The sequence below is a fragment of the Pelomonas parva genome (assembly GCF_043555835.1).
GTDB lineage: Bacteria > Pseudomonadota > Gammaproteobacteria > Burkholderiales > Burkholderiaceae_C > Pelomonas > Pelomonas parva.
In genome coordinates this window covers 463,501-485,834 of sequence record NZ_JBIGHV010000005.1, presented here as the reverse complement: position 1 = coordinate 485,834, position 22,334 = coordinate 463,501, and the positions used below count along the sequence as shown (strand labels likewise).

General features: G+C 69.6%; 22 protein-coding genes. 6 read left to right on the top strand and 16 right to left on the bottom strand.

What is annotated here, in order from left to right:
- Positions 1–35: 35 nt before the first annotated feature.
- The 14 genes from ACG00Y_RS16065 to ACG00Y_RS16000 all read right to left on the bottom strand — a co-directional run bounded on the left by ACG00Y_RS16065 (position 36) and on the right by ACG00Y_RS16000 (position 17,045).
- Positions 36–1,799: a secretin N-terminal domain-containing protein gene (locus ACG00Y_RS16065; protein WP_394480512.1), complete on the bottom strand. Its 1,764-nt coding sequence runs from the start codon at positions 1,797–1,799 to the stop codon at positions 36–38.
- On the bottom strand, positions 1,796–2,191 hold the full coding sequence (locus ACG00Y_RS16060) for a hypothetical protein (RefSeq protein WP_394480510.1): 396 nt from the start codon (positions 2,189–2,191) through the stop codon (positions 1,796–1,798). Before ACG00Y_RS16060 ends, ACG00Y_RS16065 begins: the two co-directional genes overlap by 4 nt.
- Positions 2,188–2,889 (bottom strand): hypothetical protein, encoded by a 702-nt coding sequence (locus ACG00Y_RS16055; protein ID WP_394480509.1) that lies wholly within the window; start codon positions 2,887–2,889, stop codon positions 2,188–2,190. The genes ACG00Y_RS16060 and ACG00Y_RS16055 overlap by 4 nt, the downstream gene beginning before the upstream one ends.
- Positions 2,886–3,578, bottom strand: coding sequence for a PilN domain-containing protein (locus ACG00Y_RS16050; protein WP_394480507.1), 693 nt, complete (start codon positions 3,576–3,578; stop codon positions 2,886–2,888). Before ACG00Y_RS16050 ends, ACG00Y_RS16055 begins: the two co-directional genes overlap by 4 nt.
- A complete protein-coding gene (locus tag ACG00Y_RS16045; RefSeq protein WP_394480506.1) occupies positions 3,578–4,573 on the bottom strand; it encodes a hypothetical protein in 996 nt (331 codons plus the stop codon). The genes ACG00Y_RS16050 and ACG00Y_RS16045 overlap by 1 nt, the downstream gene beginning before the upstream one ends.
- Entirely contained in the window at positions 4,573–8,568 is a 3,996-nt protein-coding gene (locus ACG00Y_RS16040) for a DUF6701 domain-containing protein (protein WP_394480504.1), read from the bottom strand. The genes ACG00Y_RS16045 and ACG00Y_RS16040 overlap by 1 nt, the downstream gene beginning before the upstream one ends.
- Positions 8,565–9,008 (bottom strand): agglutinin biogenesis protein MshP, encoded by a 444-nt coding sequence (locus ACG00Y_RS16035; protein ID WP_394480503.1) that lies wholly within the window; start codon positions 9,006–9,008, stop codon positions 8,565–8,567. The genes ACG00Y_RS16040 and ACG00Y_RS16035 overlap by 4 nt, the downstream gene beginning before the upstream one ends.
- Positions 9,009–9,010: 2 nt before the next feature.
- Positions 9,011–9,838: a type II secretion system protein J gene (locus ACG00Y_RS16030; protein WP_394480501.1), complete on the bottom strand. Its 828-nt coding sequence runs from the start codon at positions 9,836–9,838 to the stop codon at positions 9,011–9,013.
- A gap of 55 nt (positions 9,839–9,893) precedes the next feature.
- Positions 9,894–10,454: a prepilin-type N-terminal cleavage/methylation domain-containing protein gene (locus tag ACG00Y_RS16025; RefSeq protein WP_394480499.1), complete on the bottom strand. Its 561-nt coding sequence runs from the start codon at positions 10,452–10,454 to the stop codon at positions 9,894–9,896.
- A gap of 37 nt (positions 10,455–10,491) precedes the next feature.
- On the bottom strand, positions 10,492–10,944 hold the full coding sequence (locus ACG00Y_RS16020; protein WP_394480497.1) for a Tfp pilus assembly protein FimT/FimU: 453 nt from the start codon (positions 10,942–10,944) through the stop codon (positions 10,492–10,494).
- Positions 10,944–11,333 (bottom strand): pilin, encoded by a 390-nt coding sequence (locus ACG00Y_RS16015; protein ID WP_394480495.1) that lies wholly within the window; start codon positions 11,331–11,333, stop codon positions 10,944–10,946. Before ACG00Y_RS16015 ends, ACG00Y_RS16020 begins: the two co-directional genes overlap by 1 nt.
- Before the next feature lie 153 nt (positions 11,334–11,486).
- Entirely contained in the window at positions 11,487–12,716 is a 1,230-nt protein-coding gene (locus ACG00Y_RS16010; protein WP_394480494.1) for a type II secretion system F family protein, read from the bottom strand.
- Positions 12,717–12,804: 88 nt separating this feature from the next.
- The gene (locus ACG00Y_RS16005; protein WP_394480493.1) at positions 12,805–14,529 is read right to left on the bottom strand and encodes a GspE/PulE family protein; all 1,725 of its coding nucleotides are present in this window, start codon (positions 14,527–14,529) and stop codon (positions 12,805–12,807) included.
- On the bottom strand, positions 14,526–17,045 hold the full coding sequence (locus ACG00Y_RS16000) for a GspE/PulE family protein (protein ID WP_394480491.1): 2,520 nt from the start codon (positions 17,043–17,045) through the stop codon (positions 14,526–14,528). Before ACG00Y_RS16000 ends, ACG00Y_RS16005 begins: the two co-directional genes overlap by 4 nt.
- Positions 17,046–17,129: 84 nt before the next feature.
- Here ACG00Y_RS16000 and pcp point away from each other — a divergent pair, with 84 nt between their 5' ends.
- Entirely contained in the window at positions 17,130–17,774 is a 645-nt protein-coding gene (gene pcp, locus ACG00Y_RS15995) for a pyroglutamyl-peptidase I (RefSeq protein WP_394480489.1), read from the top strand.
- A gap of 1 nt (position 17,775) precedes the next feature.
- Here the strand turns inward: pcp and ACG00Y_RS15990 are convergent, their stop codons facing one another.
- The gene (locus ACG00Y_RS15990; protein WP_394480487.1) at positions 17,776–17,970 is read right to left on the bottom strand and encodes an anti-sigma factor family protein; all 195 of its coding nucleotides are present in this window, start codon (positions 17,968–17,970) and stop codon (positions 17,776–17,778) included.
- A complete protein-coding gene (locus ACG00Y_RS15985; protein ID WP_394480485.1) occupies positions 17,967–18,536 on the bottom strand; it encodes a sigma-70 family RNA polymerase sigma factor in 570 nt (189 codons plus the stop codon). The genes ACG00Y_RS15990 and ACG00Y_RS15985 overlap by 4 nt, the downstream gene beginning before the upstream one ends.
- Before the next feature lie 103 nt (positions 18,537–18,639).
- Between ACG00Y_RS15985 and ACG00Y_RS15980 the strand changes: the two genes are divergently transcribed.
- From ACG00Y_RS15980 to ACG00Y_RS15960, 5 genes are all read left to right on the top strand, one after another.
- Positions 18,640–18,906 carry a BufA1 family periplasmic bufferin-type metallophore gene (locus tag ACG00Y_RS15980; RefSeq protein ID WP_394480484.1) on the top strand — a complete coding sequence of 89 codons (267 nt, stop codon included), beginning with the start codon at positions 18,640–18,642 and terminating at the stop codon, positions 18,904–18,906.
- Positions 18,907–18,912: 6 nt separating this feature from the next.
- Entirely contained in the window at positions 18,913–19,746 is an 834-nt protein-coding gene (bufB, locus tag ACG00Y_RS15975) for an MNIO family bufferin maturase (RefSeq protein ID WP_394480483.1), read from the top strand.
- Complete coding sequence (locus ACG00Y_RS15970) at positions 19,743–20,426, top strand: HvfC/BufC family peptide modification chaperone (RefSeq protein ID WP_394480482.1); 684 nt, start codon at positions 19,743–19,745, stop codon at positions 20,424–20,426. Before bufB ends, ACG00Y_RS15970 begins: the two co-directional genes overlap by 4 nt.
- 20 nt (positions 20,427–20,446) lie before the next feature.
- The gene (locus ACG00Y_RS15965) at positions 20,447–20,947 is read left to right on the top strand and encodes a DoxX family protein (RefSeq protein WP_394480480.1); all 501 of its coding nucleotides are present in this window, start codon (positions 20,447–20,449) and stop codon (positions 20,945–20,947) included.
- 91 nt (positions 20,948–21,038) lie between these two features.
- Positions 21,039–22,319 (top strand): response regulator, encoded by a 1,281-nt coding sequence (locus ACG00Y_RS15960; protein ID WP_394480478.1) that lies wholly within the window; start codon positions 21,039–21,041, stop codon positions 22,317–22,319.
- Positions 22,320–22,334: the final 15 nt, after the last annotated feature.

The window sequence follows — 22,334 nt, the reverse complement described above, 5'->3', positions numbered from 1 at the left end:
CGGGGCGCGATCTTGGCGCCCGCGAAGCAGCCCGCTTAGTTCGCCTTCGCGTCCGCCCCGTCGACGCGGATCACCCTGCGCGACCGGCTCTCCGTGTCCGTCAGCGACTCGCTAATGAGCCGGTTGTGCTGCTCCCAGTCCTCCGCGCTGCGGATGATGCTGGGCTTGATCAGCACCACCAGCTCGCGCTTGCGTCCGGTGTTGGCGCGGTTGCCGAACAGCAGCGAGGTCACGGGGTTGCCATCTGCGCCCGGCAGGCCCGAGCCGCGGCGGGAGGCTTCCATCTGCATCAGGCCGCCGATGGCGACGATGTGGCCGTCGGGGATGCGCACCACCGTGTCGGTCTCGTTGACGCTGGCGCTGGCCAGCGGCAGGCGGAAGTTGCCCACTTCGCCCAGGTCCACCTGCTTGACCTTCTCGGTCACGTTGGACACCGAGGGGTGGATGTGCAGCGTGATCATGTCGGCGCCGTCGATCTGCGGCGTCACGTCCAGCGCGATGCCGCTGAAGAAAGGCGTCAGCGTCAGCGTCGGGATCTGGTTGGTCGTGCCGTTGGTGCCGGTGTTGTTCGTGCCGGTGCCGCTGTTGCTGCCGCTGATGCCGGTGATGAAGTAGTCGTCGGTGCCGACCTTCAGCACGGCCTTCTGGTTGTTCAGCGTGGCGATGCGCGGGCTGGACAGGATCTGCGTGTCGCCGTGGGTTTCGATGAAGCTCAGCAGCGCCTGGAAGCCGCCGCGCGCCAGCGCCAGGCCGAAGGTGCCGCCACCGGCCGAGGGCAGGGGGATGAGGTCTTGCCAGGCCGGGTTCTGTGTGCCGGTGGACAGCACGGGCAGGCCGCGTGAGTTGCTGACCAGCGGGTTGATGATGGTGTTGACGCCGCTGGGGATGGACGGGTTCACGCTGGTCTGGCCGATGGCGCCGCGCTCGCCGATGCGCGACCAGTCGATGCCGCTCTGGTAGCCCTCGCGCAGCTCGACCTCGACGATCTTGGCCTCCAGCATGACCTGGCGCTCGACGGCGATGCGCGTGGCCTTCAGCCAGGCCTCGACGTGGCGCAGCTCGTCGGGCATGGCGCGCACGGCCACCGTGCCGGTCTGCGGGCTGGTGATGACGGTGCGGCCTTCGCCGGCGCCGACGAGAGAGCGCAGCGCCGCCGTCGTCTCGGCCCAGAAGTCGCCGGTGACCTTGGTGCTGAGCTGGCTGCTTTCCTGCTGCAGCACGCTGCCGCTGCTGCCGCCCGTCGCGGGCGTGGCGCCTCCAGGGCTGCTGACGGGCGCGGCGCCGGAGCTGACGCGCACCTCACTGCGGCCGCTGCGCTGCAGCGCCAGCGCGTTGATCGTGAAGACGCGGGTCTGCAGCGTCGGCGGGTAGACGGTGACGCGGCGGCCGTCGATGGCGTAGTCGAAGCCGTAGACGTCGCGGATGGCGTCCAGCGACTCGCGCAGCGTGACGCCCTTGAGCGTGACCGACAGCGTGCCGGCCACACCGGGGTGGACGATCATGCTGTAGCGGGTGTCGCTGACCAGGGACAGGAACACGTCGCGGGCCTGGGCGCCGTTGACGATGAGGTCGAAGCGGGGTTCGGCGGGCACGGCCGGCGCGGGCGCAGGCATCGGCGTGGCTTGCGCTGCCGGCGCGGGCGTGGACGCTGCGGCGGCCGGCGGCACGCTGCGCTGGGCCTGCAACTCCTCGCGCAGGGCCTGGCTGGGCTGGGCCACGCGCAGGGGCTTGTCGGCACAGCCGGCCAGCAGCGCGACGGCGGCACTGAGCATTAGCAGACGGGTGGCGGGGGCCTTCATGGCTGCTTCTCCTTGGACTTCTTGCGGATGCCGGACGCGGCAACGGCGGGCGGCGGCACGCGCTTCTCGACGCCGCCGTAGAGCGGTTCGCGGCGCACCCGGCCGGCCTCGCGCAGCCAGACGGCTTGTTCGGTGATGCGTTCGATGCGGGCGCCGTCCAGCTGCTCGCCGACGGCGTAGCGCCGGCCGCGCTGCACGACGTAGGCACGGCCGCCGGCGAAGACGACCTGGCGGATGGCGTTGTCGGCCGGCTCGGCGCCGCCGGGGGCGGAGGCCGCCGACGCGGCGATGGCGCTGCGCAAGGCGCCGGGCAGGGCGGTGGGGTCGCGCGTCAGGTCGTCGGCGTGGGCCGACAGCGTCGCGCTCAGCAGCAGCAGGGGGAGGGCTCTCATGGCTGCACCTTCAGCAGGAAGACCTGGGCCTGCAGGCGCGGCGCTTCGTTGCCGCTGCCGGCGCTCAAGTGCATGTCGCCCCAGCGCAGGCCGGGCAGCTCGCGCTCCAGCGCCTGCAGGTAGCGCTGCATGTCGCCGTAGCGGCCCAGCACGCGCAGCTCCACGCCCTGCCAGCTCATGCCGGTCAGCGCGGCCGGCGGCGGTGATGAGCCGGTGGCGGCCAAGGTGACCGGCGCATCCGCCAGCAGCACAAGCTTCTCCAGCGACAGCCCGGGCTGCTGGCCCAGCAGCCGCTGCAGCACGACCGACAAGCCCTCGCCGCCGCTGACCGAACCGGCCTCGCGCAGCGCATCGTCCAGCCGGGCACGCTCGGCGAGCGCGGCGTCGAGCTGGCTGCGCAGGCCACTGCTGGGGTCGCCGGCATTGCGGCTGGCGGCGACGAACTGCTCGCGCAGCTGGGCCAGCTCGGCCGCCTGCTGGGCCTGCTGCTCGCTGCGCAGCTTGGCGCGCACGGACTGCGGCGTCAGCACCAGTGTGTCGAACAGCGCGGCGACGACGGCGACCACGCTGAGGAAGAGGATGGCACGCTCGCGCAGGCTCAAGGCATCGATGCGCCTGGCCTGCCGCTCCCAGGCCGCGAACAGCGGCGCGAAACGGCGGCGCAGCAGCGCGACGTCGATGGGCGTCTGCGCCTTCATGGCCTGGCTCCTGTGGCGGTGCTGGCCGCGCTGGCCGGCGCGCTGACGACGCGGAAGGCCCAGATGGGCACGCCGGTCTTGGCGAGCGGGCCGTCGCGGTCCAGCAGCGCGGGGCCATTCCCGTCAATCGCGTCGTTGCCCGGTGCGCCCAGGCGCTCCACGCGCAGCGCCGACAACTCCTGGCCGGCCAGCAGCGGGTGGGCCGACAGCCGCGCCAGCCAGGGCCGCAGCACAGCCGTGTCCAGCGTGCCGCCGATGATCTCGACGCGGCCGGGCGCATGGCGCAGCTCGCTGAGCCAGGCGGACTCGGGCAGGCTGCGCGCCACCAGCGCCAGCAGGTCGGAGTGGCGCCGGCCGTCGCGGGTGGCGCCGCCGGTCAGCGTCTGCAGCAGCGCCTGGCGTTCGGTGTTGCCGGCTTGCAGCGGCTGCAACTGCTGCTGCAGCGCCAGCGCGTCCTGCGGCGCAGGCAGGCCGGCTCGGGCGACCTGCAAGGCCTGGCGCTCCGCCGCGTAGCGCGCCAGCAAGGCCTGGTGCTCCAGCTCGGCCTGGCGGTCACGCTGGTGCAGCCACAGCGCCGCAGCCCCGCAGGCCAGGAGCAGCAGCCCGGTCGCCTGCAGCAGCGTCAGCGCCGACAGATAGCGCTTGGGCGCCAGCAGGATGGGCGTGAGCAGGTTGATTTGCTGAGCCATCAGAGTTTTCTTGTCTCGTTGCGCAGCGCGGCGCCCAGCAGCGGGATGCAGGCGGCCAGCGCGCGGGCGGCGTCGCCCTCGGGCGCCGGTGCGTCGGGTGCGAACGCGGCCAGCGGGTTCAGCGCCACGGTGCGCTGGCCCAGCTCGCGCTGGATCAGCGTGGCGACCTCGGCGCCGTGCTGGGCCGTGATGACGTACAGCCGCGCCAGTGGCAGCTCGGGCCAGCTGCGCTCCCAGACATCGATGGAGCGTTGCAGCTCGACGACCAGCGGCGACTCCTGCGCGCTGCTGCTGTCGAACGTGCCGCCAGGCTGATACTCAAAGCCCAGCGGCAGGTCGGCCGTGGGCGCCTCGGCCTGCTCGCCGCGCGCGCGGGCCAGCAGGGCCGAGTCGCCCTCCAGGCGGCGCGTGTAGAAAAGTTCGTCACCGGCGCAGACGACCAGCAGGCAATGGCGCTCGTCGATGTGAACGGCGGCGCAGGCGCGGGCGGCGAGATCGTCGGCACGCGTCTGCACGGCGAGCAGGTTGCGCAGCGCCGTCTCCCAGATGTCGACGACGCCGATCTGCTGGCTGACGCCGGCCGCGCCTTCGGTCAGCGCCTTGATGGCGCTGTTGCGCGCGGCGATGACGAAGAGCTGGCGCGAGCTGGTGGTATTTGGGCGCTCGACATCGCCACCGACGTGCATGACGTCCAGCGTCAGCTCATTCACGTCCACGTCCACCATCTCCTTGATCTGCCAGCGCGCGGCGGCCTTCAGCTCCTCCTGCGGCACATTGGGCGTGTCGACCTTGAGGATCTGGTAGTCGGCCGGGTCCAGCAGCGCGATGGCCTCGCCGGCGGGGACGGGTCTTGCCTCCGGCAGCAGGCCCCAGCGCAGCAGCCGGGCGGGTTCGTCGCCGGGCGCGCCGTCGGTCAGCACGAAGGCGTGCTGCGCGCCGACGCGACGCAGCAGCAGGCGCTGGGAACTGCGGCGGGTTTGCCAGGGCCAACGCATCAATAGTTCTCTCGTTGATAAAGCACGCCGTCGGCGCCGCGGTAGAGGCCCCAGGTGGCGCGGGCGCCGGGGTCCTTGAACGCAGACGCGCCGCACCACAGGCCGCGCAGTGAAGGCAGGCCGGCACCGGTCGTCGCAGCCTTGGCGGGGGTCCAGCTGACGGGTGGGTCCTTCAGGCAGGAGCCGTCGGTGGCCGTGTCCAGCGCAATCGCCACATCCAGGCTGCCGACACGGCCGCTGGCGGGCGCGGCCAAGGCGAGGCTGGCCTTGCCGCTGGCCACCGTCACCGCCGTGCCCACCATGGCGGCATCGCTGGCCACCAGCGTCCTGCGCAGGTTGCCGAAGCTGAGGTTGGTGGCGCTGATGCGGGAGCAGGAGTCCAAGGGGTTGGTGTTGTAGGCGGTGCCGTTCCAGAACTGCGCCTCCATCGCCATCCGCAGAGGGCGGTTGGCGGGCGCCATGCCATTCTGGAGACGCAGCCTGCCGAAGCGCAGAGGGATTGCACCCACGAGGGTGCGATCGGCGCCGTTGGCGGGGTTGTCGGTGTCCAGATCGAGGGTGGTCATTGTCACGCCGTCCGCGTCCACAGGAGCGATGCCGAAGCTGGCGTTGAATGGGCCGTCCGGCGTGGTGGTGCGCAGCGCGCGGGCCTTCAGCACGATGCCGCTGGCGACGCCGGCCACCCAGCCGCTGTGGGTGACGTCGGTCAGGGCCAGCCGGGCGTTCGAGGTCTTGAACATGGTCGTGCCCGAGATGCCCGCAAGGTTGTATTTGGCCGCCGTCGCGAGGTCCAGCAGGGCGAAGCTGCCGACATAGTTCTGCGTCGTGCCGCCCGTCGCGTTGCGCGCCGTCAGCGTGAAGCCGAGGGTGAAGTTCTCGTCCAGATAGGTGAAGGTCGACGCGACGCTGCAGCTGTGGTCCACGCGGTGGTTGAACGTGGGGCTGGTGAGCGCGAAGCCGGCCGGGATGAAGCGGCCGACGCGGGTCTGCTGCGCGCCGCTGGCGCTGAAGACCAGCGCGTTCAGGTTGAGCCCGGCCGTGCCCAGGTAGCTGCCGACGACGTTGCTCGTGTTCAGCTGGAAGCTGCCGACCTCGCTATAGGTCATGTTGCTGGTCGTGGCCGTGCCGCTGCTGAAACTGGACAGCACGTTGTTGGTCAGCGTGCCCAGCACGCCGGTGGCGGGCGTCTGCGAGCCCGCTGCGGCCGACAGCGACACGCTGCTGTTGAAGCCCGCCGCCGCGCCGCCGGCCGAGACCTGGGCCAGCGTGGCGTTGGCATCGGGCACGCCGTCGTTGTTGGCGTCGGCGCCTGCGTGCCAGCGGTAGGCCGTGACGCTGGCCGAGAACGGCGCGCCGGCCTTGGCGAAGACGCCGTCGGCGACCGTGCTGCCGCCGGGGTTGTTGATGCCGCTGGCGGTGAGGCCCGTGACGGCCAGCGTAAACGGGCGAACGGTCAGGTCGGCGCTCGTACCGCTGACGGTCGTGGCGGCGTAGAGCTGCGAGTCGTCGTCGAGGTTGAAGGCGTACTTGCCGATGTTGGTCGTCGCGAGGCTGAAGTTGGCGATGCCGGCCGTGAAGCTGAGCGTCAGGTTGTTGCTGACGGGGCGGGCGGTGGGCACGGGGTTCAACGCCGGGCTGACGACGCTGGGTGTGGTCCACGTGCCACCGCTGTCGGTGCGCCAGAGCTTGAGGTTGCGGCTGCCGCTGTAGTCGGTGGCGACGCTACAGTTGCCGGTCGTCGGGTCCTTCTTGAACAGCGAGACGCGCAGGTCGTGGTTTCGGCCCGCGACGGCGACGAACGTGCCGCTGACGAGGCCGCCCGCGTCCTCGCTCCAGACGAAGGCATTGTCCCGGTAGCTGACGGCGGCCGAGGTGCTGCTGGTGCTGGCCACCACGCTGTCGACGGCGGTGACGGTGACGTTCTGCGCCAGGCTGTGCGACAGCCTCAGCCTGACGACGCCGGCGTCGCCCGCCGCGAAGGTGTAGCTGGCCAGGCCGCTGTTCGCCGCCCCGGCCACCAGCGTGCCCGAGGGCGCCGGGCCGGTGCCGGCGGTCCAGTCCCCATCGCCCGTGATGGTGCTCAGGTTGACGGTGCCGGTGTAGCTGGTCAGCGTGTTGCCGTTGATGTCCCTGGCCGTGATGGTCAGCGTCTGCGGCGAGCAGGTGGAGGCGCTGCCGGTGCCGCTGAAGGCAAAGCTGCTGATGGCCGGCAGCGGGCAGCTGCGCGAGCGGGCGAGCTGGGCCGTGATGGCGCTGTTGTTGAGCAGGCCGCTGTAGACCTGCACTTCGTCGATGTTGCCGCTGAAGTGGGCCGCGCCCGTGCCTTCGGCCGAGTTGATGGACTCGCCGCCGATGCTGGACCTGCCGGTGCCGGCCGTCCAGGTACCGGTGTAGGCCGTGCTGGCGCCGGCCAGCAGCGTGCCGGCACCGTCGTAGATCTGCGTCGTGACCGTCTTGTTGGTCGTGTCCACCAGCGCGGCGACGTAGTACCAGGTGTCGGCGCTGAGGATGGCGGCACTGTCCAGGCACAGGTAGCCGCCGCTGTTGCAGTTGCCGGTGGTGGCGCCCGAACCGTTGCTGCCGCTGGTGGTGACGCTGCCCGTGCGCTGCAGGCCGCGGTGGTACAGCCGCAGGCGCACGCCGCCGGAGTCGCCGATGGACAGGCCCCAGCCGTCGTTGCTGTCGTCGTTGGCCAGGATGCGCTGCGTGGGCAGGCCCGGGTTGCTGCTGCGCACCCAGCCCAGCACGGTGAAGTTGCTCGTCAGCGAAGGGAAGCTGTTGGGCAACTGCACGTAAGCGTGTGTGGTGGCCGGGCTGGCGCGGTTGAAGACGCCGTAGCCGCAGCTGCCGCTGGTGGTGCTGCCATAGGCGGGCGAGCCGCTCGCGGTGGTGGCCACCGGCGTGCCGGCAGAGGCCGTGGCGGCCTGTCCGTGGTGGGCGTTGCCGCTGGCGTCCTTCACCTCGGCGGCGGTGCCGTTCCAGGCGGTGGTTTCGTCCATGCGGTAGTCGGCCAGCAGGCTGGTGCTGGCCGCACACAGCGCCGGCATCGCATAGGTGGAGTTGTTGACGACGCAGCTGTTCGTGCAGCTGCCGCCGCAGCAGACGCTGTTGATGTTGCTCTGGTAGCCCAGCGTGATGCTGGCGCTGCCGGTGGAGCGGACGCAGGACGAGGCGACCGCGTTCTGCTCGAAGCTGATGCTGCCGCTGCTGGTGGTCAGCGTGCCGACGACGGTGGCGCCATAGCCGATGGCGACGTTGCCCGCACCGGCGGTGATGTTGCCGCCGACGCGGGACTCCTGGCCGGTCGTGATGGCGCCCGTCGAGGCGAGGTTGCCGTTCACGCGGGACTGGAAGCCCAGCGTCATTGCGCCCGCGCCGGCGCTGACATTGCCGGAGACGGTGGCGTTCTGCGCGACGTTGATGGTGCCGCTGCCCGTCACGCTGCCGCCGACGGTGCTGGCCTCGCTGATGGTGATGGTGCCCGTGCCGCCCGTGACATTGCCGCCGATGCTGCCCTGGTGCGGCGTCGTGAGGGTGCCGCTGCCGCTGGTGGCGACATTGCCCGACACGGTGGTTTGGTGGGCCAGCGCGATGTTGCCGTTGTTGTTGGCCGTTAGGTTGCCGGTGATGACGACACCGCCACCGCCCGCGTCGTTGATGCTGTTGGCCGTGATGTTGGCCTTGATGCGGGCCTGGTAGCCCAGCGTCAGCGTGCCGTTGACGATGACGGTCAGGTCGCTGGCATTGCCGCTCTGGTTGACCTGCGAGGTGTCGGTGCTGAAATTGCCGTTGATGGTGATGGTGGCGGGCTTGGGCGCATTGATGGTGACCGTGTCGCCATAGGCCAGGCTGGTGCCGCCGGCGCAGGTGTAGTTGCCGCCGCTGCCGCTGCAGCCGGGCGGCAGGTTGCCGGGGAAGGCGTAGGCCACCGCACCGGCCCGCAGGGGCAGCAGCAAGCACAGCAAGGCGAAGAGGGGGGTCAGCCAGCGGGTCATTGGCTCATGCTCAGGCTGCGGGTGAGTTGCCGTTCGGCATAGGTGATCTCGGTCGTGGCCGTGTTGGGGCAGGCGCCGCCGGCGGGGATGTTGCAGGCCGTCGCGACCAGCGTGTAGAAGGCGTGGGTCTGGCCATCGTCGGCCACCGTGCCGCTGCCGGGTGTGCGCGTGCAGCTGACGGTGACGGTGTAACCCGCCAACTGATCGGGCAGCGCGAAGCTGCGCGTCGCGAAGCAGGCCGGCTGCACGCCATTGCGCAGCACCTGGTGGCTGCCCCACTCCAGGCCGGCGAACGCCGCCTGGTAGGCCTTCGCGGCGGCCAGCTCGCCGGCGGAGCCCATCTGCTGGCGCTGGCTCAGCGAGGCCAGCGCCACACCCAGCGCGGCCAGGGCCACCAGGATGAACAGCATGGACATCATCGTGAAGCCGCGATTGCTCATGGTCAGGGCAGGTTGTCGACGTGGACGGTGTGATAGAGCGTGACGGACTCCTTGTCGGCGAGGCTCTTGGTGTCGTTGATGCCGAGCTGGATGCTCAGCCTCACCAGCCCGTAGCGCGCCGTGATGGCGGGCTGGTCGTAGCTGAAGCTGCAGCTCAACACATGTCGGGCCAGCACGGCGGCGCTGCCACCGACGGGCGGGTTGGGCTGGGTGCTCTGGAAGCCGTAGCCGGTGTAGCGCGTCAGCGTCTTCGCCGCCGTGTCGCAGCGGTAGGTGACCGGCTGTTCGATGGCATAGACGCGGTAGGGCGGCGCCTGCAGCGAGTTGGGCAGCGCCGCGCCGCTGAGGGTCACGCTGCTCACGTTGCCGGCCGCCGTCGACGCGACGCGCACATTGGCCTGCGTGTAGGCGTCGGCGTCGGGCACGCCGGCGCCGAGGTTGTAGAAGGCCAGGCGCTGGTTGCCGTTGGCCAGGCGCAGGGCCGGGCCGACGACGGCGAAGCTGGTGTCGGCCGTGCCGAACAGCAGCGGGTCGCCGGATTCGGTGCCGACGGCATAGCGCGCCGCGCCGCTGACCGGGATCAGCTCCACGCTCTGGCCGGTGATGCGGGCGCTGTTGGGCAGGGCCGCGGCCAGGTCGCGCGTCATGCGGCGCAGCGCGGTGTCGGCCTCGTCGCCGAGGCGCGCGCGCGTGGCGCTGGCGAAGTACGCCGTGATGGATGGCACGATGAAGACCGACACCATCGCGACGACGATGCCGGTGATGACGATCACCATGACCGCCTCGATCAGCGTGAAACCTCGCTGGCCTTGGCCAGCGAGGTTCGACAAACCTGCGTGGCGGCCCGTAGGGACGCAGACGCCGTGTCGGCGTGCCGACACGGCGTCAGTACGGGGACTGTGGCGCATAGCGGGTTCGCCAGCCTTGCAGCACGATGCTGCTGCTGTCGGGGCCGGAGACGGTGACGGTGATCTTCAACGCGTCGCCGCTGCCGGCGGTCAGCGAGTCCAGCGCGGCAGCGGCGACGGCCACGCCGGCCGTGTAGCCGGACAGGCCACTGACGGCGGTGTTGGAGAGGTCGCGGATGCCGCTCATCGAGAAGCCGGCGTAGTCGTTGACGTTGTCGAAGTAGTTGGTCGGCCCGTAGCGGGTCTGGCCGGCTTCGGGCCCGCTGGCTTCCGCCAGGCTGGCACAGCCGGCCGCAGACGTTGCCGTTTCAACATTGGCGTCGCCCGTCGGGTCGCACCAGGTGATGGGCATCAGCTGCACCTCGCGCAGCAGCGACTCGGCGATGGCGAGCTGCTGGCGGCGGATCATCGGGTCGGCGCTGGCGGTCGTGGCCGTGACGAAGACGCGCAGCATCGCGGCCAGCGCGATGCCCACGACGACGATGAACATCAGCAGCTCGATCAGCGTGAGGCCGCGGTGGCGGCGGGGGGGCGACATGCGCTGCATGCTAGTGGACGCTGCCCGGCATCAAGCCTCAAGGAGAGGGGTGGATCAGGCCCGTGTCCGCCTCGATGCGGTAGGCCTGGCTGTAGCTGCCCGAGGCCACCGTGACGGTCAGGCTGGCGGCCGTGCTGGTGGCGGTGGCGCCGCTGTTGCCGCTGTTGAAGGTGACGCTGCGGCTGCCACCCTCGGCGATGCAGGGCGAGTCGGTGGCCGGGCAGTCCAGCGAGCCGAGGCCGGCGCCGCCGTCATAGCCCCAGCTGACGCCGGTGCCGGTGATCGTGGCGACGATGGGCCGGCGCTGCTGCAAGGCCAGCCGCAGCATGGCCTGGTGGCGGGCCATCAGGTCGTCGCCAAAAGAACGCAGCCGCCACAGCGTCGTGTCCAGCACCTTGGGCAGGGCGAACACCGCCAGGGCGGCCGTGATCACGATGACGAGGATGAGCTCGATCAGCGTGAAGCCACGCGCATAGCGTGGCACGCGCATCAGTTGATGGCGGTGGCAGTGAAGGCGGCAGTCAGACCGTTGCCAGTGACGGCGCAGTCGGTCTTGGTGGTGTCTGCGCCGCCCGTGATGGCCGCCGAGGTGATCGCATAGGCGGGCGATGCGCCGGCTGGCAATCCACCTTGCAGCGCATTGGCTACGTCGGTGCAGTTGGCAATCGCGACACCTTTGGCAGGGTTCGCCTTGCGACTGGCGTAGTTGATGGCCGATGCGGAGCTGAGCGCACCGGCGATGCCGTTGAGAGCCGCTTGCTTGGCATCGGCGTCGACGTTGACGAACTTGGGCAGTGCGACCGCAGCCAGCACGCCGAGGATGACGATGACCATCACCAGTTCGATCAGGGTGAAGCCAGCTTGTTGAGACTTTTTCATGGGGAGCCTTCCTGCGCTGAAGCGCTGTCGTCCGGGGAGTGGCGGGACTATCGGCCAGCACCGGCCCAACGGGACGTGAATTGCGCACGGCCAGGTTCACGGCCGTTGAAACGGGCCTGCAATCCGTTGCAGGTTTCACACGCCGGCTCAGCCTCAACGCCCCTGTGCCGCCTGCCCCAGGTTCCACAGCGGCAGGAACACACCCAGCGCCAGCACCAGCACCAGCGCGCCGATGATGGCCAGCAGGATGGGTTCGATGGCGGCGGACAAGCCCTTGATGGCGTAGTCGGTCTCGCGCTCGTACATCTGCGCGATCTCGGTCATCAGCGTGTCCAGCTCGCCGGTCTCCTCGCCCACAGCAATCATTTGCAGCACGATCGGCGTGAAGACGCCGGTGGCCGTGGCGCAGCGCGAGATGCTCTCGCCGCGCTCGACCCCGTCGCGCATCTGCTCGATGCGGGCACCGATGTAGGCGTTGTCCACGGTCTGCGCCACCACGGTCATGGCCTGGCTGATGGGCACGCCCGAGCTGCTGGCCAGCGCAAAGCTGCGCGCGAAGCGGGCGAGAGTCGCCTTCAGCACGATGTCGCCGGCGATGGGCAGGCGCAGCTTGAAGCGGTCCCAGGTGTAGCGGCCGCTGGCCGTGGCGATCCAGTTGCGCCAGGCCAGGCCCAGGCCAACGGCGCCGGCGACCACCAGGGGCCACCACGTCAGCGTCCAGCCCGAGAAGCCGAGCAGGATGCGCGTCATCAGCGGCAGCTCGGTATTGAAGTGCTTGAAGACGTCGGCGAACTTGGGCAGCACGAACACGTTGATGATGACCAGGGCGATGGCCATCGCGATGATCACCATCATGGGATAGCGCAGCGCCTGCTTGATGCGGGCGCGGATGTCCAGCTCGAACTCCAGGTGCTCGGCCAGGCGTTGGAAGACTTCGGTCAGCTTGCCGGTCAGCTCGCCGACGCGCGTCATCGCGATGTAGAAAGGGCTGAAGACGCCAGGGTGGCGGGCGAAGGCGGTGGCCAGCTCGCGGCCCTGGTCCAGGCTGGCGCGCACGTCCTGCAGCAGGCTGACGACGCCGGGGTGGCTGGTGGACGCCTCCAGCCCGGCGAGCGCGCGCAGGATGGGCACGCCGGCCTTCTGCAGCGTGTAGAACTGGCGCGTCATCACCAGCGCGTCTTCCTGCGTGACAGGTCTTGCCAGCAGCGCCTGCAGCCAGCCGCCGCCACCGGCCACGCTGACGGCATCACTGGTCGGCTCGATGCTGACCGGCACGACACCGCCGGCCATCAGCTGGGCGGCGACGGCGTCACTGGTGGCAGCGTCGACGATGCCTTCGACGAGTTCACCTCGGCCGTTACGGCCCTTGAAGGCGAAGTTCATCTCGTAGGTTGGGGTGCCAACCCCAACATTGGGTGGCGGGCGACACGTTGGGGTTCGCCGCGCTCACCCCAACCTACGCGAGCGGCGGTCATTCGGCGTCGACGCTGATGCGCACGGCTTCAGCGAGCGAGGTCTTGCCGTCACGCACCAGCGCCAGGCTGCGGTCCGCCAGCGTCTTGCCTTTCAGCGACCTGCGCGCCGCAGCGATGAAGCCGCCCGCATCGCTGCGCTGGATGGCCAGCGCCATGTCCGGGTCGAGCTCCAGCATCTCGTAGACGCCGCGCCGGCCTTGCGTGCCGGTGCCATTGCATTCCGAGCAACCGCGCCCCTTGACGCTCTTCACCGGCCCCGGCGTCTCGCCGTTCATCGCCTGCACCTCGTTGACCCAGGCCTGCTCCTGCGGCGTGGCCAGGTGGGGTTCGGCGCAATGCTTGCAGACGCCGCGCAGCAGCCGCTGGGCCAGCACGGCCTGCAGCGACGTGGCCACCATGAAGGGCGGCGCCCCCATGTCCAGCAGGCGGAAGGGCGTGGAGACGGTGTCCTTGGTGTGCAGCGTGCTCAGCAGCAAGTGGCCGGTGATGGCGGCGCGCAGGCCGATCTCGGCGGTCTCGGCGTCGCGCATTTCGCCGACGAGGATGACGTCCGGGTCCTGGCGCAGCGCAGCCCGCAGCACGCGCGCAAAGTCCAGTTCGATCTTGTCGTTGACCTGCACCTGCGTTAGGCCCGGCAGGCGGTACTCGACGGGGTCCTCGACGGTGATGATCTTCTGCTGCTCGGCGTCGATTTCGGCCAGCGCGGCATACAGCGTGGAGGTCTTGCCCGAGCCGGTCGGGCCGGTGACGAGGATCATTCCCGAGTCGCGACCGAGCAGCTCGCGGAAGCGCTTGAGCATGTCCTCGGGCATGCCGATGTCCGCTAGGCGGCGCAGCGCCGAGCCCTGGCCCAGCAGGCGCATGACGACCGATTCACCGTACTGGCTGGGCATGGTGGACAGGCGCACGTCCAGCGTCCGGTCGCTCAGGCGCAGCGTGAAGCGGCCGTCCTGCGGCAGGCGCTTCTCGGAGATGTCCAGGCCGGCCATCAGCTTCAGGCGCTGGGCGAGCGCGGGGGCGATGCGCTTGTCGGCCTGCATCAGCGTCTGCAGCAGGCCGTCGACGCGGCTGCGAATCACCAGCTCGCCTTCCTGCGGCTCGATGTGCACGTCGGACGCGCCGGCCCGGGTCGCGTCCTCGAACACGCTCTGCAGCAGACGCACGACCGGCGCACCCTCCTGGCCGACGCTGGCCTGCAGCGTGCCGAAGTCCACCGCGTCGCCGATGTCTTTCTCCAGCGCCTTGGCCAGGCCGGAGATCTCGTCGCTGCGGCGGTAGTGCTTGTCGAAGACTGCGGGCAGCTGGCTGTCGGCGACGACCGCCATGGCCAGGCGGCGCTTCAGGATCTTGGCCAGCTCGTCGAAGCCGAACAGGTCCAGCGGGTCGGCCATGGCGACCAACAGCGTGTCGCCGCGCTCCTCCAGCACCAGCGCGCGAAAGCGCCGCGCCGGCGTCTCGGGCAGCAGGCGCACGAGGTCGGTCTTGAGCGGGAAGGTCTTCAGGTTGACAAAGGGTGCGCGCAGCTGGCGCGCCAGCACATGGGCCAGGGCCTCCTCGGTGATGAGGTTGGCCTCGATGAGGATGCGGCCCAGCTTCTTGCCGGTGGCGCGCTGCAGTTCCAGCGCCTGCGTGAGCTGCTCCGACGAGATGAGCTGCTGCTCGACGAGGACATCGCCGAGCCGGAGTTTCGGGCGGGGGGCGGCTGCGGTGTCTTCGCTCATGCGTTGCTGGTCGCGTGGACTTCGGCGATGGTGGTCACGCCCTGCAGCACCTTGACGATGCCGTCCTGGCGCAGCGAACGCATGCCCTCGGCGAGCGCGGCGTGGTGCAGCTCCTCGGCGCGAGCGCCGGTCTGGACCATGCGGCGGATGTTCTTCGAGACGGTCAGCAACTCGTGCAGGCCGGCGCGGCCCTTGTAGCCACTGTGGCCGCAAGTGGGGCAGCCGGGGCTGTGGAACTTCATCAGCCGGCCGTCCTTGCCGTGATGCTTGATCCAGTCGGCCATCAGCGCCAGCTTGGACGGCCGCGCGTCGGCGGGGAACACGTGCAGGTAGTCGTCCATCAGTTCGCCAAGCTCCGCCTCGGTCAGCGGCTCGCTCGTCTGGCAAGCGGTGCAGCTGCGTCGCACCAGGCGCTGGGCCAGCACGGCGAGCAGCGAGTCGGCGAAGTTGAACGGGTCCATGCCCATGTCCAGCAGCCGCGTGATGGTCTCGGCGGCACTGTTGGTGTGCAGCGTCGACAGGACCAGATGGCCGGTCAGCGAGGCCTCGACGGCGATCTCCGCGGTCTCCTGGTCGCGGATCTCGCCGACCATGATGACGTCCGGGTCGGCGCGCAGGAAGGCGCGCAGCGCCTTGGCGAAGGTCCAGTCGATCTTGGGGTTCACCTGGACCTGACGCAGGCCCGCCTGGGTGATTTCGACGGGGTCCTCGGCCGTCCAGATCTTGCGATCGGCGGTGTTGATGTGGGCGAGCGCCGAGTGCAGCGTCGTCGTCTTGCCCGAACCGGTCGGGCCGACGCACAGCACCATGCCGTAAGGCCGGGCCACGGCGTGCTGCAGCGCGGCCAGGTTGGCGGGCGTCAGGCCGATGCGGTCCAGCGGGATGGGCCGGCTGCTCGCCAGGATGCGCATGACGACGTCCTCCAGCCCGTTGTTGGTCGGGATGGTGGCCACGCGCAACTCCAGCCGGTGCTGCGACGAGAAGCGCGCGAAGTTGATCTTGCCGTCCTGCGGCTTGCGGCGCTCGGAGATGTCCAGGTCGCACATGATCTTGATGCGGGCGATCATGGCGTTGCGGTAGGTGGGCGGCAGCTCCAGGTAGGGCTGCAGCACGCCGTCGCGGCGGAAGCGGATCTTGAGCTTCTCACGGCCGGGGTAGGTCTCGATGTGGATATCGGACACGCCCTGGTTGTGCGCCTCGATGATCATCGTGTTGATCAGACGCACCAGGCTGTTGTCGCTCTGCTCGATGGGCGACTCGTCTTCCTTGGCCGAGCGCTCGCTGCTGTCGCGCTCCAGACTCTCCATCAGCTTGTTGGAGGTTTCCAGCGAGAAGTCGGGCTGGAAGTCGGGCAGCGTGTCGGTGCTGCGCGGCAGCGCGTCGGCACCGAAGCGGTCGAAGGTGGTCGGGATGGCGAACTGCAGCGTGCCCAGCCGCGTCAGCGTCGGCACGACCTTGAGCTGGGTGATGAACTCCACCTCGTCCAGCGCGTCGCGCCGCGTCGGGTCTTCCATCGCGACGATCAGGCGGCCGTCGCGCAGCACCAGCGGCAACACCTCCAGCCGCTTGGCGACGGCGTAGGGCAGCTTGCGCACGGCGTCGGGCTCGACGGCGAAGTTCTCGACGTCGACGATGGGGTAGCCCATCTTGCGCGCGAGTGCCGATTGCAGCTGTGCGCGGCTGATGACGCCCTTGCGCACCAGCAGCTCGCCCAGCGGCACGGAGCGGTCCTCGCGCTGCTGCACGAGGGCCAGCTCCAGCTGCTCGGCGGTCACCAGGTCCAGCGCCAGCAGCGCCTCGCCGATGCGCACCATGGGCATGCGGGCCTGTTGGTCGATGGCCTGCAGCAGCTGCTCGGCGGTGACGATCTGCTGCTCGACGAGGATGTCGCCGACGCGCTTCTGGCGCAGGCCGGTCTGCTCGACGGCAGCGCTGGCAAGCTGCTCCTGCGTGACGAGCTGGTCTTTCAGCAGCAGGTCGCCGATGCGCTCGCCGATCTCGAAATGCGCCAGCACCTCGCGCGGGATGAAGACGCGGCGCACCGAGTCGTCGCTCTCGGACAGCGGCGGGAACAGGAACAGGCCCAGCTTGTCATGCTGGTGGCCGATGGTCACGCCCTTGAGCTCGTCGCCACCGTTGAAGACGATGCGGAAATCGCTGCGCGGGCGTTGGTCGACGCTGAGCAGGGCGGTGGCATCGCCCGCGTCGCGTGGCGGCACGGCGATGGCACGCATCAGTTTGACGGCGCGAAACTGGCTGAACCGCAGCGGCATGCTGTTGCGCGCCGGCGGCACGTTGATGCGCACGACGCGGTCGCCGGCGTCCAGCTCCAGCAACTGGCCGACGCTGCGGCTGTTGTTCAGGCCGAGGATCTCGCAGGCCTCAGGCCCTTGCTGCACCTGCGGCTGCGGGTAGGCAGCGTAGGGCGGGCTGGGCCAGAGGAAGCCCGAAGGCGCGCTGGCGGTGGGCTCGGCGTCGCCATGGGGCCAAGGCAGTGGCTCGGACGGGTCGGTCATGGCCGGCGATTATGGAGGCCGCCCGGTGCTGCCCATGAGGTCATCAAGGGCAGGGTTACGCAGCAATCCGCACAATGCCGGCCGATGAACATCCTGCTCACCGGCTTCGAGCCTTTCGGTGTCGAGCCGATCAACCCGTCATGGGAAGTGGCGCGCGCGCTGCATGGCGAGCGCATCGCCGGCCACACCGTTCAGGCACGCCGTTTGCCAACGAGCTTCGCTGGCGCGCCGCCCGCGCTGGCCGAGGCGCTTGCGGAACTGCAGCCCCGGCTCGTGCTGGCCCTGGGCCAGGCCAGCGGCCGCAGCGAGGTGTCCATCGAGCGCGTCGCCATCAACCTGATCGACGCGCGCATCGCCGACAACGACGGTGCCCGGCCGCAGGACCAGCCGGTGCTGGCCGGCGCGCCGGCCGCCTGGTTCTCGACGCTGCCGGTCAAGGCAATGCGCGATGCGCTGCGGGCGGCCGGGCACCCGGCGGGGCTGTCGCTGAGCGCCGGCGCCTTCGTCTGCAACCAGGTGTTCTTCGCGCTGCAGCAGCACCTCGCCGGCAGCGGCGTGCGCAGTGGCTTCGCCCACCTGCCGGCCTTGCCGGAACAGGCGGCGCGCTCACAGCCTGCGGTGCCCAGCATGGGGCTGTCAGGGCAGATCGATGCCATCCGGATTGCGCTGGGGGTTGCGCTACTGGGCGAGGACAGCGGTCGGCCTGACGAAGGCGCCCCAACGAGTTGACCTACTCGTTTGTGTACTTGCGCCAGCGCGCACTGGCCTGGCGCATCAGCTCCACCTGCCGGGAAAAACGGCGGCAGTTGCCGCAGATGCGTTGGTGCAGTCGCACCGACAGCCGCTCCGTCAGCGGCACACTGCGGTCGTCGGCCTGCAGCGTGATCTGCGAGGCCTCGCGGCAGGTGATCATCAGCTTGATCAAGTCGCACCTCCAGCGAACCAGTTCATTTGCAAGCAGTCCCGCAGCCTCAGCCTGGCCCGGTGCAGCATGACCCACAAGTTGGTCGGCGTGATCGCCAGTTCCTTACAGATCTCGTCGGACTCCAGCTCCAGCCACTCGCGCATCATGAAGAGCCGTCCCTGCTGGCCGGGCAGCTTCTCGACGCAGGCTTCCAGCACCTTCATGAAGTCCACCTGTCGCAGCGCGTCCTCTGGGTTGCCCCAGTCGTGCTGCATCTCGCGCCAGTGGCCGTCGGCCGTGAACATCAAGTCGTCGAGGTCCTCGCCGTCCTCGCTGGCGGCGGTGGTCGACAGCTCGCGGCTGTTCCTGCGGATCTGGTCGATGAGCTTGTGCTTGAGGATGCCGATGAGCCAGGTCTTGAGCTGGCTGTTGCCGGCGAAGGCCTGCGGCTTCTCCAGCGCGGCCAGCATCGTCTCCGACACCGCATCCTCCGCCCAGGCAGGGTTGCGCAGCTGCAGGCGGGCGAACTTCAGCAGCACCGGGCGCAAGGCCTCGATCTGGCGGCAGTAGTCGGGAGCAGCGTTCATGGCGGCGCGCAGTGTAAGGAGTTGCCGCTGTCTTGCGACTTCAATCTCGCCGCCGGATGATCGGCCGCCTTGCACTCCCCCCAACCTTTCGGAGATCCGTCCCATGAAGAACCAAGCTCTCGTCTCATCCGCCCTGGCCGCCGCGCTGTCACTGGGCGTCGTCGCCCACGCCCAGGCTCAGGACAAGGCCGCCAAGGAAAAGTGCTATGGCATCGCCAAGGCCGGCCAGAACGACTGCGCCAGCTCCGACGGCGCCCACTCCTGTGCCGGCCAGGCCAAGGTCGACAAGGCCCCCACCGAGTGGAAGTACGTCGCCAAGGGCACGTGCGAGAAGGAAGGCGGCTCGACCAAGGCGCCCGCCAAGAAGTAAAACGGCATGGCACCAGAACTCTGCGTCGGCATTGGCTGGCGCCAGCCTCACTACGAGACCTTGCTGGCCGAGCGCCCCGCGCTCGGCTTCATCGAGGTCCATTCCGAGAATTTCTTCGCTGACGGCGGCATCACGCTCGCCGTGCTCGACGCCGGCAGTGAGGCCTACGACATCAGCCTGCACGGCGTCGGTCTCGGGCTCGGCTCTGCAGCCGGGCTGGACGGCTGGCATCTCGACCGCCTCGCCAGGCTGGTCGCTCGCGTGCAGCCGCGCTGGGTGTCGGACCACGCCTGCTTCGCCCGCGTCGGCTCCGGCTCGCATGCGGCGGACCTGCTGCCCATTCCCTTCACGGACGAATCGCTGGACTTGCTGGCCAGGCATGTCGACGAAGTGCAGCAGCGCCTGGGCCGCCAGATGCTGGTCGAGAACATCAGCGCCTATGTCGGCTGGGCCGGCGACACCTTGGCCGAACCCGAGTTCTTCAACGAGCTGACGCGGCGCAGCGGCTGCAGCCTGCTGCTGGACGTCAACAACCTGGTCGTCAACGCGCGCAATGCCGGCTTCGCTGCCGATGACGCAGCGCGCGAGGCGATGCGCTGGGTGGAGGCGGTCCGGCCCGGCAGCGTCGGCGAGATCCACCTCGCAGGCCATTGCGAACGCGAGGACGGCCTCGTCATCGACGACCACGGCAGCCGCGTGCGTGACGAGGTCTGGCGGGTCTACGAACATGCGATCCGACGCTTCGGCCCGACGCCGACGCTGATCGAATGGGACACCGCCGTGCCGGCGCTGGACGTGCTGCTCGCCGAAGCCCAGCGGTCGAGGGCGCTGCAGTCATGAAGGCGCAGCAGCAGGCCTTCGTCGATGCGCTGCTGGGCCGCAGCGAGGCGCCAGCAGGTCTAACGGGCAGCGAGCGCGGGCTGTCGGCGTATGTCGGCAACCTGAGGGCGCTGTCGGCCCAGGCGCTGGCTGTGCCCTTCGCGCGGTTGGTTGAAGCGCTGGGCGACGAAGACTTCGCTGCGCTGGCCTGGAGCTTCTGGCGCGCCCATCCGCCCGAGCGCGGCGACCTGGCGCAGTGGGGCGGGGCGCTTGCAGGCTTTTTGATCGAGCGCGCCGGAGAAGACTCGGGCCTGCCCGATCTCGCCCGGCTGGATTGGGCATCGCAGCTCGCCGAGCGCGCGGCGGATGCCGAACTCGACGCGGAGTCGCTCACGCTGCTGGGCACCACGCCGCCCGAACAGCTGTGGCTGCAGTTGCGCCCCGGCGTGTCTTTGCTCGCCCAGCGCGACGGCCCGCTGCTCGTGTGGCGTGAGGCTTGGCAGGCCACCTCGCAGGCCTTGTCGGCGGCCGAAGCCGTCTTCATGCAGGCGCTGATCGACGACATGAACCTGGCCGACGCATTGCAGGCCACCGAAGTGAAAGGTTCTGGCGCGCCAGCCGACTTCGACTTCAGCGCCTGGCTGCAAGCCGCACTGCGCAATGCCTGGCTGCAAGGGGTCAGGTCGACACCCTCAGCCTGATCACCCCGAACCACGCCACCATGAACGCACTGATATCCGCCACGCTGCGCGCCTTCACCGACCCCGGCCTGCAACCCACCCGGCTGCCCACGCCGCTGGACACGCTGATCAGCCATCTGCAGTCGCTCGCGCTGCTGGCGGCGCGGCTCTACGTGGCCAAGATCTTCTTCATGTCCGGCCTGGTCAAGCTGCGCGACTGGTCGTCCACGCTGGCGCTGTTCAGCGACTACTACCAGGTCCCGCTGCTGCCGCCGGTGCTGGCGGCCTATGCGGGCACGGCCGGAGAGCTGGTGATCCCCGTGTTGCTGGTGCTCGGCCTGGCGGGTCGCTTCGCCGGCGCGGGGCTGTTTGTCGTCAACCTGATGGCGGTGCTCTCGCTGCCGGCGGAAGACCTCTCGGCCGCCGGCGAGGCGCAGCACCTGCTGTGGGGCGTGCTGGCCTTGGGTGTCGCGCTGTGGGGTTCGGGCCGTTGGTCGATCGACCGCATGGTGCTGAACCGGGCCGCCGGCCGCGCGCGTTGAAACGAGTCATTCTGTAAGCAGCGGCCACATTTGGAAACGGCCTGACAACTGAGTTTTCTCTACTCTGGCGGGCAGTTAGCAATAGGCTGTCATGGAGTTCTCAGAGCTGTTCACCCAGAGCGCGCGCGACGTGCTTCCCCACGCCAGAAGCAAGGGCCTGGTCACCTACTTCGACTATCGCGGCCCGCAGCTCGAGCTTCATGATCCCGGGCCCTACCTGCGTGCCGGCATCCACCGGATCTTGCTCGGCATCGTCGACTGCTTCGACGCCGGTTTCGTCATGTTCAGCGCGGAGGCCGAGCCGCCGGTCTTTGGCCGCAGCAGCATCCTCATCCACGCCGCCGGCACGGGGGCGCATCGCCCATCCGATGTCCTGGGCGTGCTGCAGCGCCTGCAGTTGGTCGCCGAGGACGCCGATGTGGCCCAGGGGCTGGTTGCGCGAGCCCAGGCGCCCTGTCCCGTCACTGCCGGCTCGGTCCAGTTCGTCGATGCTGGACTGGACGGGTTGGTCATCTCACTGAGCGGTGAACTGGCCGCAGAGGAAATTGCGTTCGAACACTCGCCGGACGCCGGCGGCTCCGTGGCTTGGCTGGTCAGCCCGCTACCCGGCGCACTGGACTCGGTGGAGACGCGGCTGCGGCATTTGGGCTGGCATGTGGCGTCGTTCGAACAGCTCGGCGAAGCAGCCGCCGCGCTGTCGACGGGCTCGCCACCGATGCTGATGATCGCTGCGGAGCACAGCGGCCAGGAGTTGCCTCTGCTGCAGCAGATCGCCCAGGACTTGCCCGGCCTGTGGACGGTGCTCGCCGTGGTCGCCGGCTCCGACACGCTGCGCTTTCGGCGCAAGTGCTCGGTCGACATCCGGGTGCTCCCGTTCAGCCCGCTGGAACTGGAGCGTTTCACTGCGCATGTCGACACGCGCACGTCGACGGCCCTGTCGCGGCTGACCTCGCCCGCGCCGCTCTACATGCAGGAAAGCCGGCGGGTGCTGGTCGTGGATGACAACGTGGTGAACCAGATCGTCGCCCGCGGCCAGCTGGAGGCCTTGGGCTACGAGGTGGTGGTGGCGGGCGACGGCATCGAGGCGCTCGACTCCTGCTGCGACGAGCCGCCAGACATGGTGCTGATGGACGTGGACATGCCGGTCATGGACGGGCTGGAAGCCAGCGAGCATCTGCGCTCCTTGCAGCGCGTCGGCAACCTGCCGCCATTTCCCATCGTTGCCGCCACGGCGGGTGACACGGAAGTGCGGCGCAAGGCCTGCCTGAAAGCCGGCATGGATGGCTACCTCAGCAAGCCCATGGACTTGCAGGCACTGGCCGACGAGTTGCACCGCGTGCTGCCGGGGCGGCCCATTTCGGTGGAGCTTTAAGCCTCGGGCCTCAGT

Excerpts from the sequence above, each read along its gene's own strand:
- ACG00Y_RS16060 (WP_394480510.1), bottom strand. The coding sequence starts at position 2,191 with ATGAGAGCCCTCCCCCTGCTGCTGCTGAGCGCGACGCTGTCGGCCCAC.
- ACG00Y_RS15970 (WP_394480482.1), top strand. The coding sequence starts at position 19,743 with ATGAAGGCGCAGCAGCAGGCCTTCGTCGATGCGCTGCTGGGCCGCAGC.
- ACG00Y_RS16045 (WP_394480506.1), bottom strand. The coding sequence starts at position 4,573 with ATGCGTTGGCCCTGGCAAACCCGCCGCAGTTCCCAGCGCCTGCTGCTG.
- pcp (WP_394480489.1), top strand. The coding sequence starts at position 17,130 with ATGAACATCCTGCTCACCGGCTTCGAGCCTTTCGGTGTCGAGCCGATC.
- ACG00Y_RS16055 (WP_394480509.1), bottom strand. The coding sequence starts at position 2,889 with ATGAAGGCGCAGACGCCCATCGACGTCGCGCTGCTGCGCCGCCGTTTC.
- ACG00Y_RS15980 (WP_394480484.1), top strand. The coding sequence starts at position 18,640 with ATGAAGAACCAAGCTCTCGTCTCATCCGCCCTGGCCGCCGCGCTGTCA.
- ACG00Y_RS15985 (WP_394480485.1), bottom strand. The coding sequence starts at position 18,536 with ATGAACGCTGCTCCCGACTACTGCCGCCAGATCGAGGCCTTGCGCCCG.
- ACG00Y_RS15960 (WP_394480478.1), top strand. The coding sequence starts at position 21,039 with ATGGAGTTCTCAGAGCTGTTCACCCAGAGCGCGCGCGACGTGCTTCCC.
- ACG00Y_RS16050 (WP_394480507.1), bottom strand. The coding sequence starts at position 3,578 with ATGGCTCAGCAAATCAACCTGCTCACGCCCATCCTGCTGGCGCCCAAG.
- ACG00Y_RS16015 (WP_394480495.1), bottom strand. The coding sequence starts at position 11,333 with ATGAAAAAGTCTCAACAAGCTGGCTTCACCCTGATCGAACTGGTGATG.
- ACG00Y_RS16035 (WP_394480503.1), bottom strand. The coding sequence starts at position 9,008 with ATGAGCAATCGCGGCTTCACGATGATGTCCATGCTGTTCATCCTGGTG.
- bufB (WP_394480483.1), top strand. The coding sequence starts at position 18,913 with ATGGCACCAGAACTCTGCGTCGGCATTGGCTGGCGCCAGCCTCACTAC.
- ACG00Y_RS16025 (WP_394480499.1), bottom strand. The coding sequence starts at position 10,454 with ATGTCGCCCCCCCGCCGCCACCGCGGCCTCACGCTGATCGAGCTGCTG.
- ACG00Y_RS16005 (WP_394480493.1), bottom strand. The coding sequence starts at position 14,529 with ATGAGCGAAGACACCGCAGCCGCCCCCCGCCCGAAACTCCGGCTCGGC.
- ACG00Y_RS16010 (WP_394480494.1), bottom strand. The coding sequence starts at position 12,716 with ATGAACTTCGCCTTCAAGGGCCGTAACGGCCGAGGTGAACTCGTCGAA.
- ACG00Y_RS16000 (WP_394480491.1), bottom strand. The coding sequence starts at position 17,045 with ATGACCGACCCGTCCGAGCCACTGCCTTGGCCCCATGGCGACGCCGAG.
- ACG00Y_RS15965 (WP_394480480.1), top strand. The coding sequence starts at position 20,447 with ATGAACGCACTGATATCCGCCACGCTGCGCGCCTTCACCGACCCCGGC.
- ACG00Y_RS16020 (WP_394480497.1), bottom strand. The coding sequence starts at position 10,944 with ATGCGCGTGCCACGCTATGCGCGTGGCTTCACGCTGATCGAGCTCATC.
- ACG00Y_RS16040 (WP_394480504.1), bottom strand. The coding sequence starts at position 8,568 with ATGACCCGCTGGCTGACCCCCCTCTTCGCCTTGCTGTGCTTGCTGCTG.
- ACG00Y_RS16065 (WP_394480512.1), bottom strand. The coding sequence starts at position 1,799 with ATGAAGGCCCCCGCCACCCGTCTGCTAATGCTCAGTGCCGCCGTCGCG.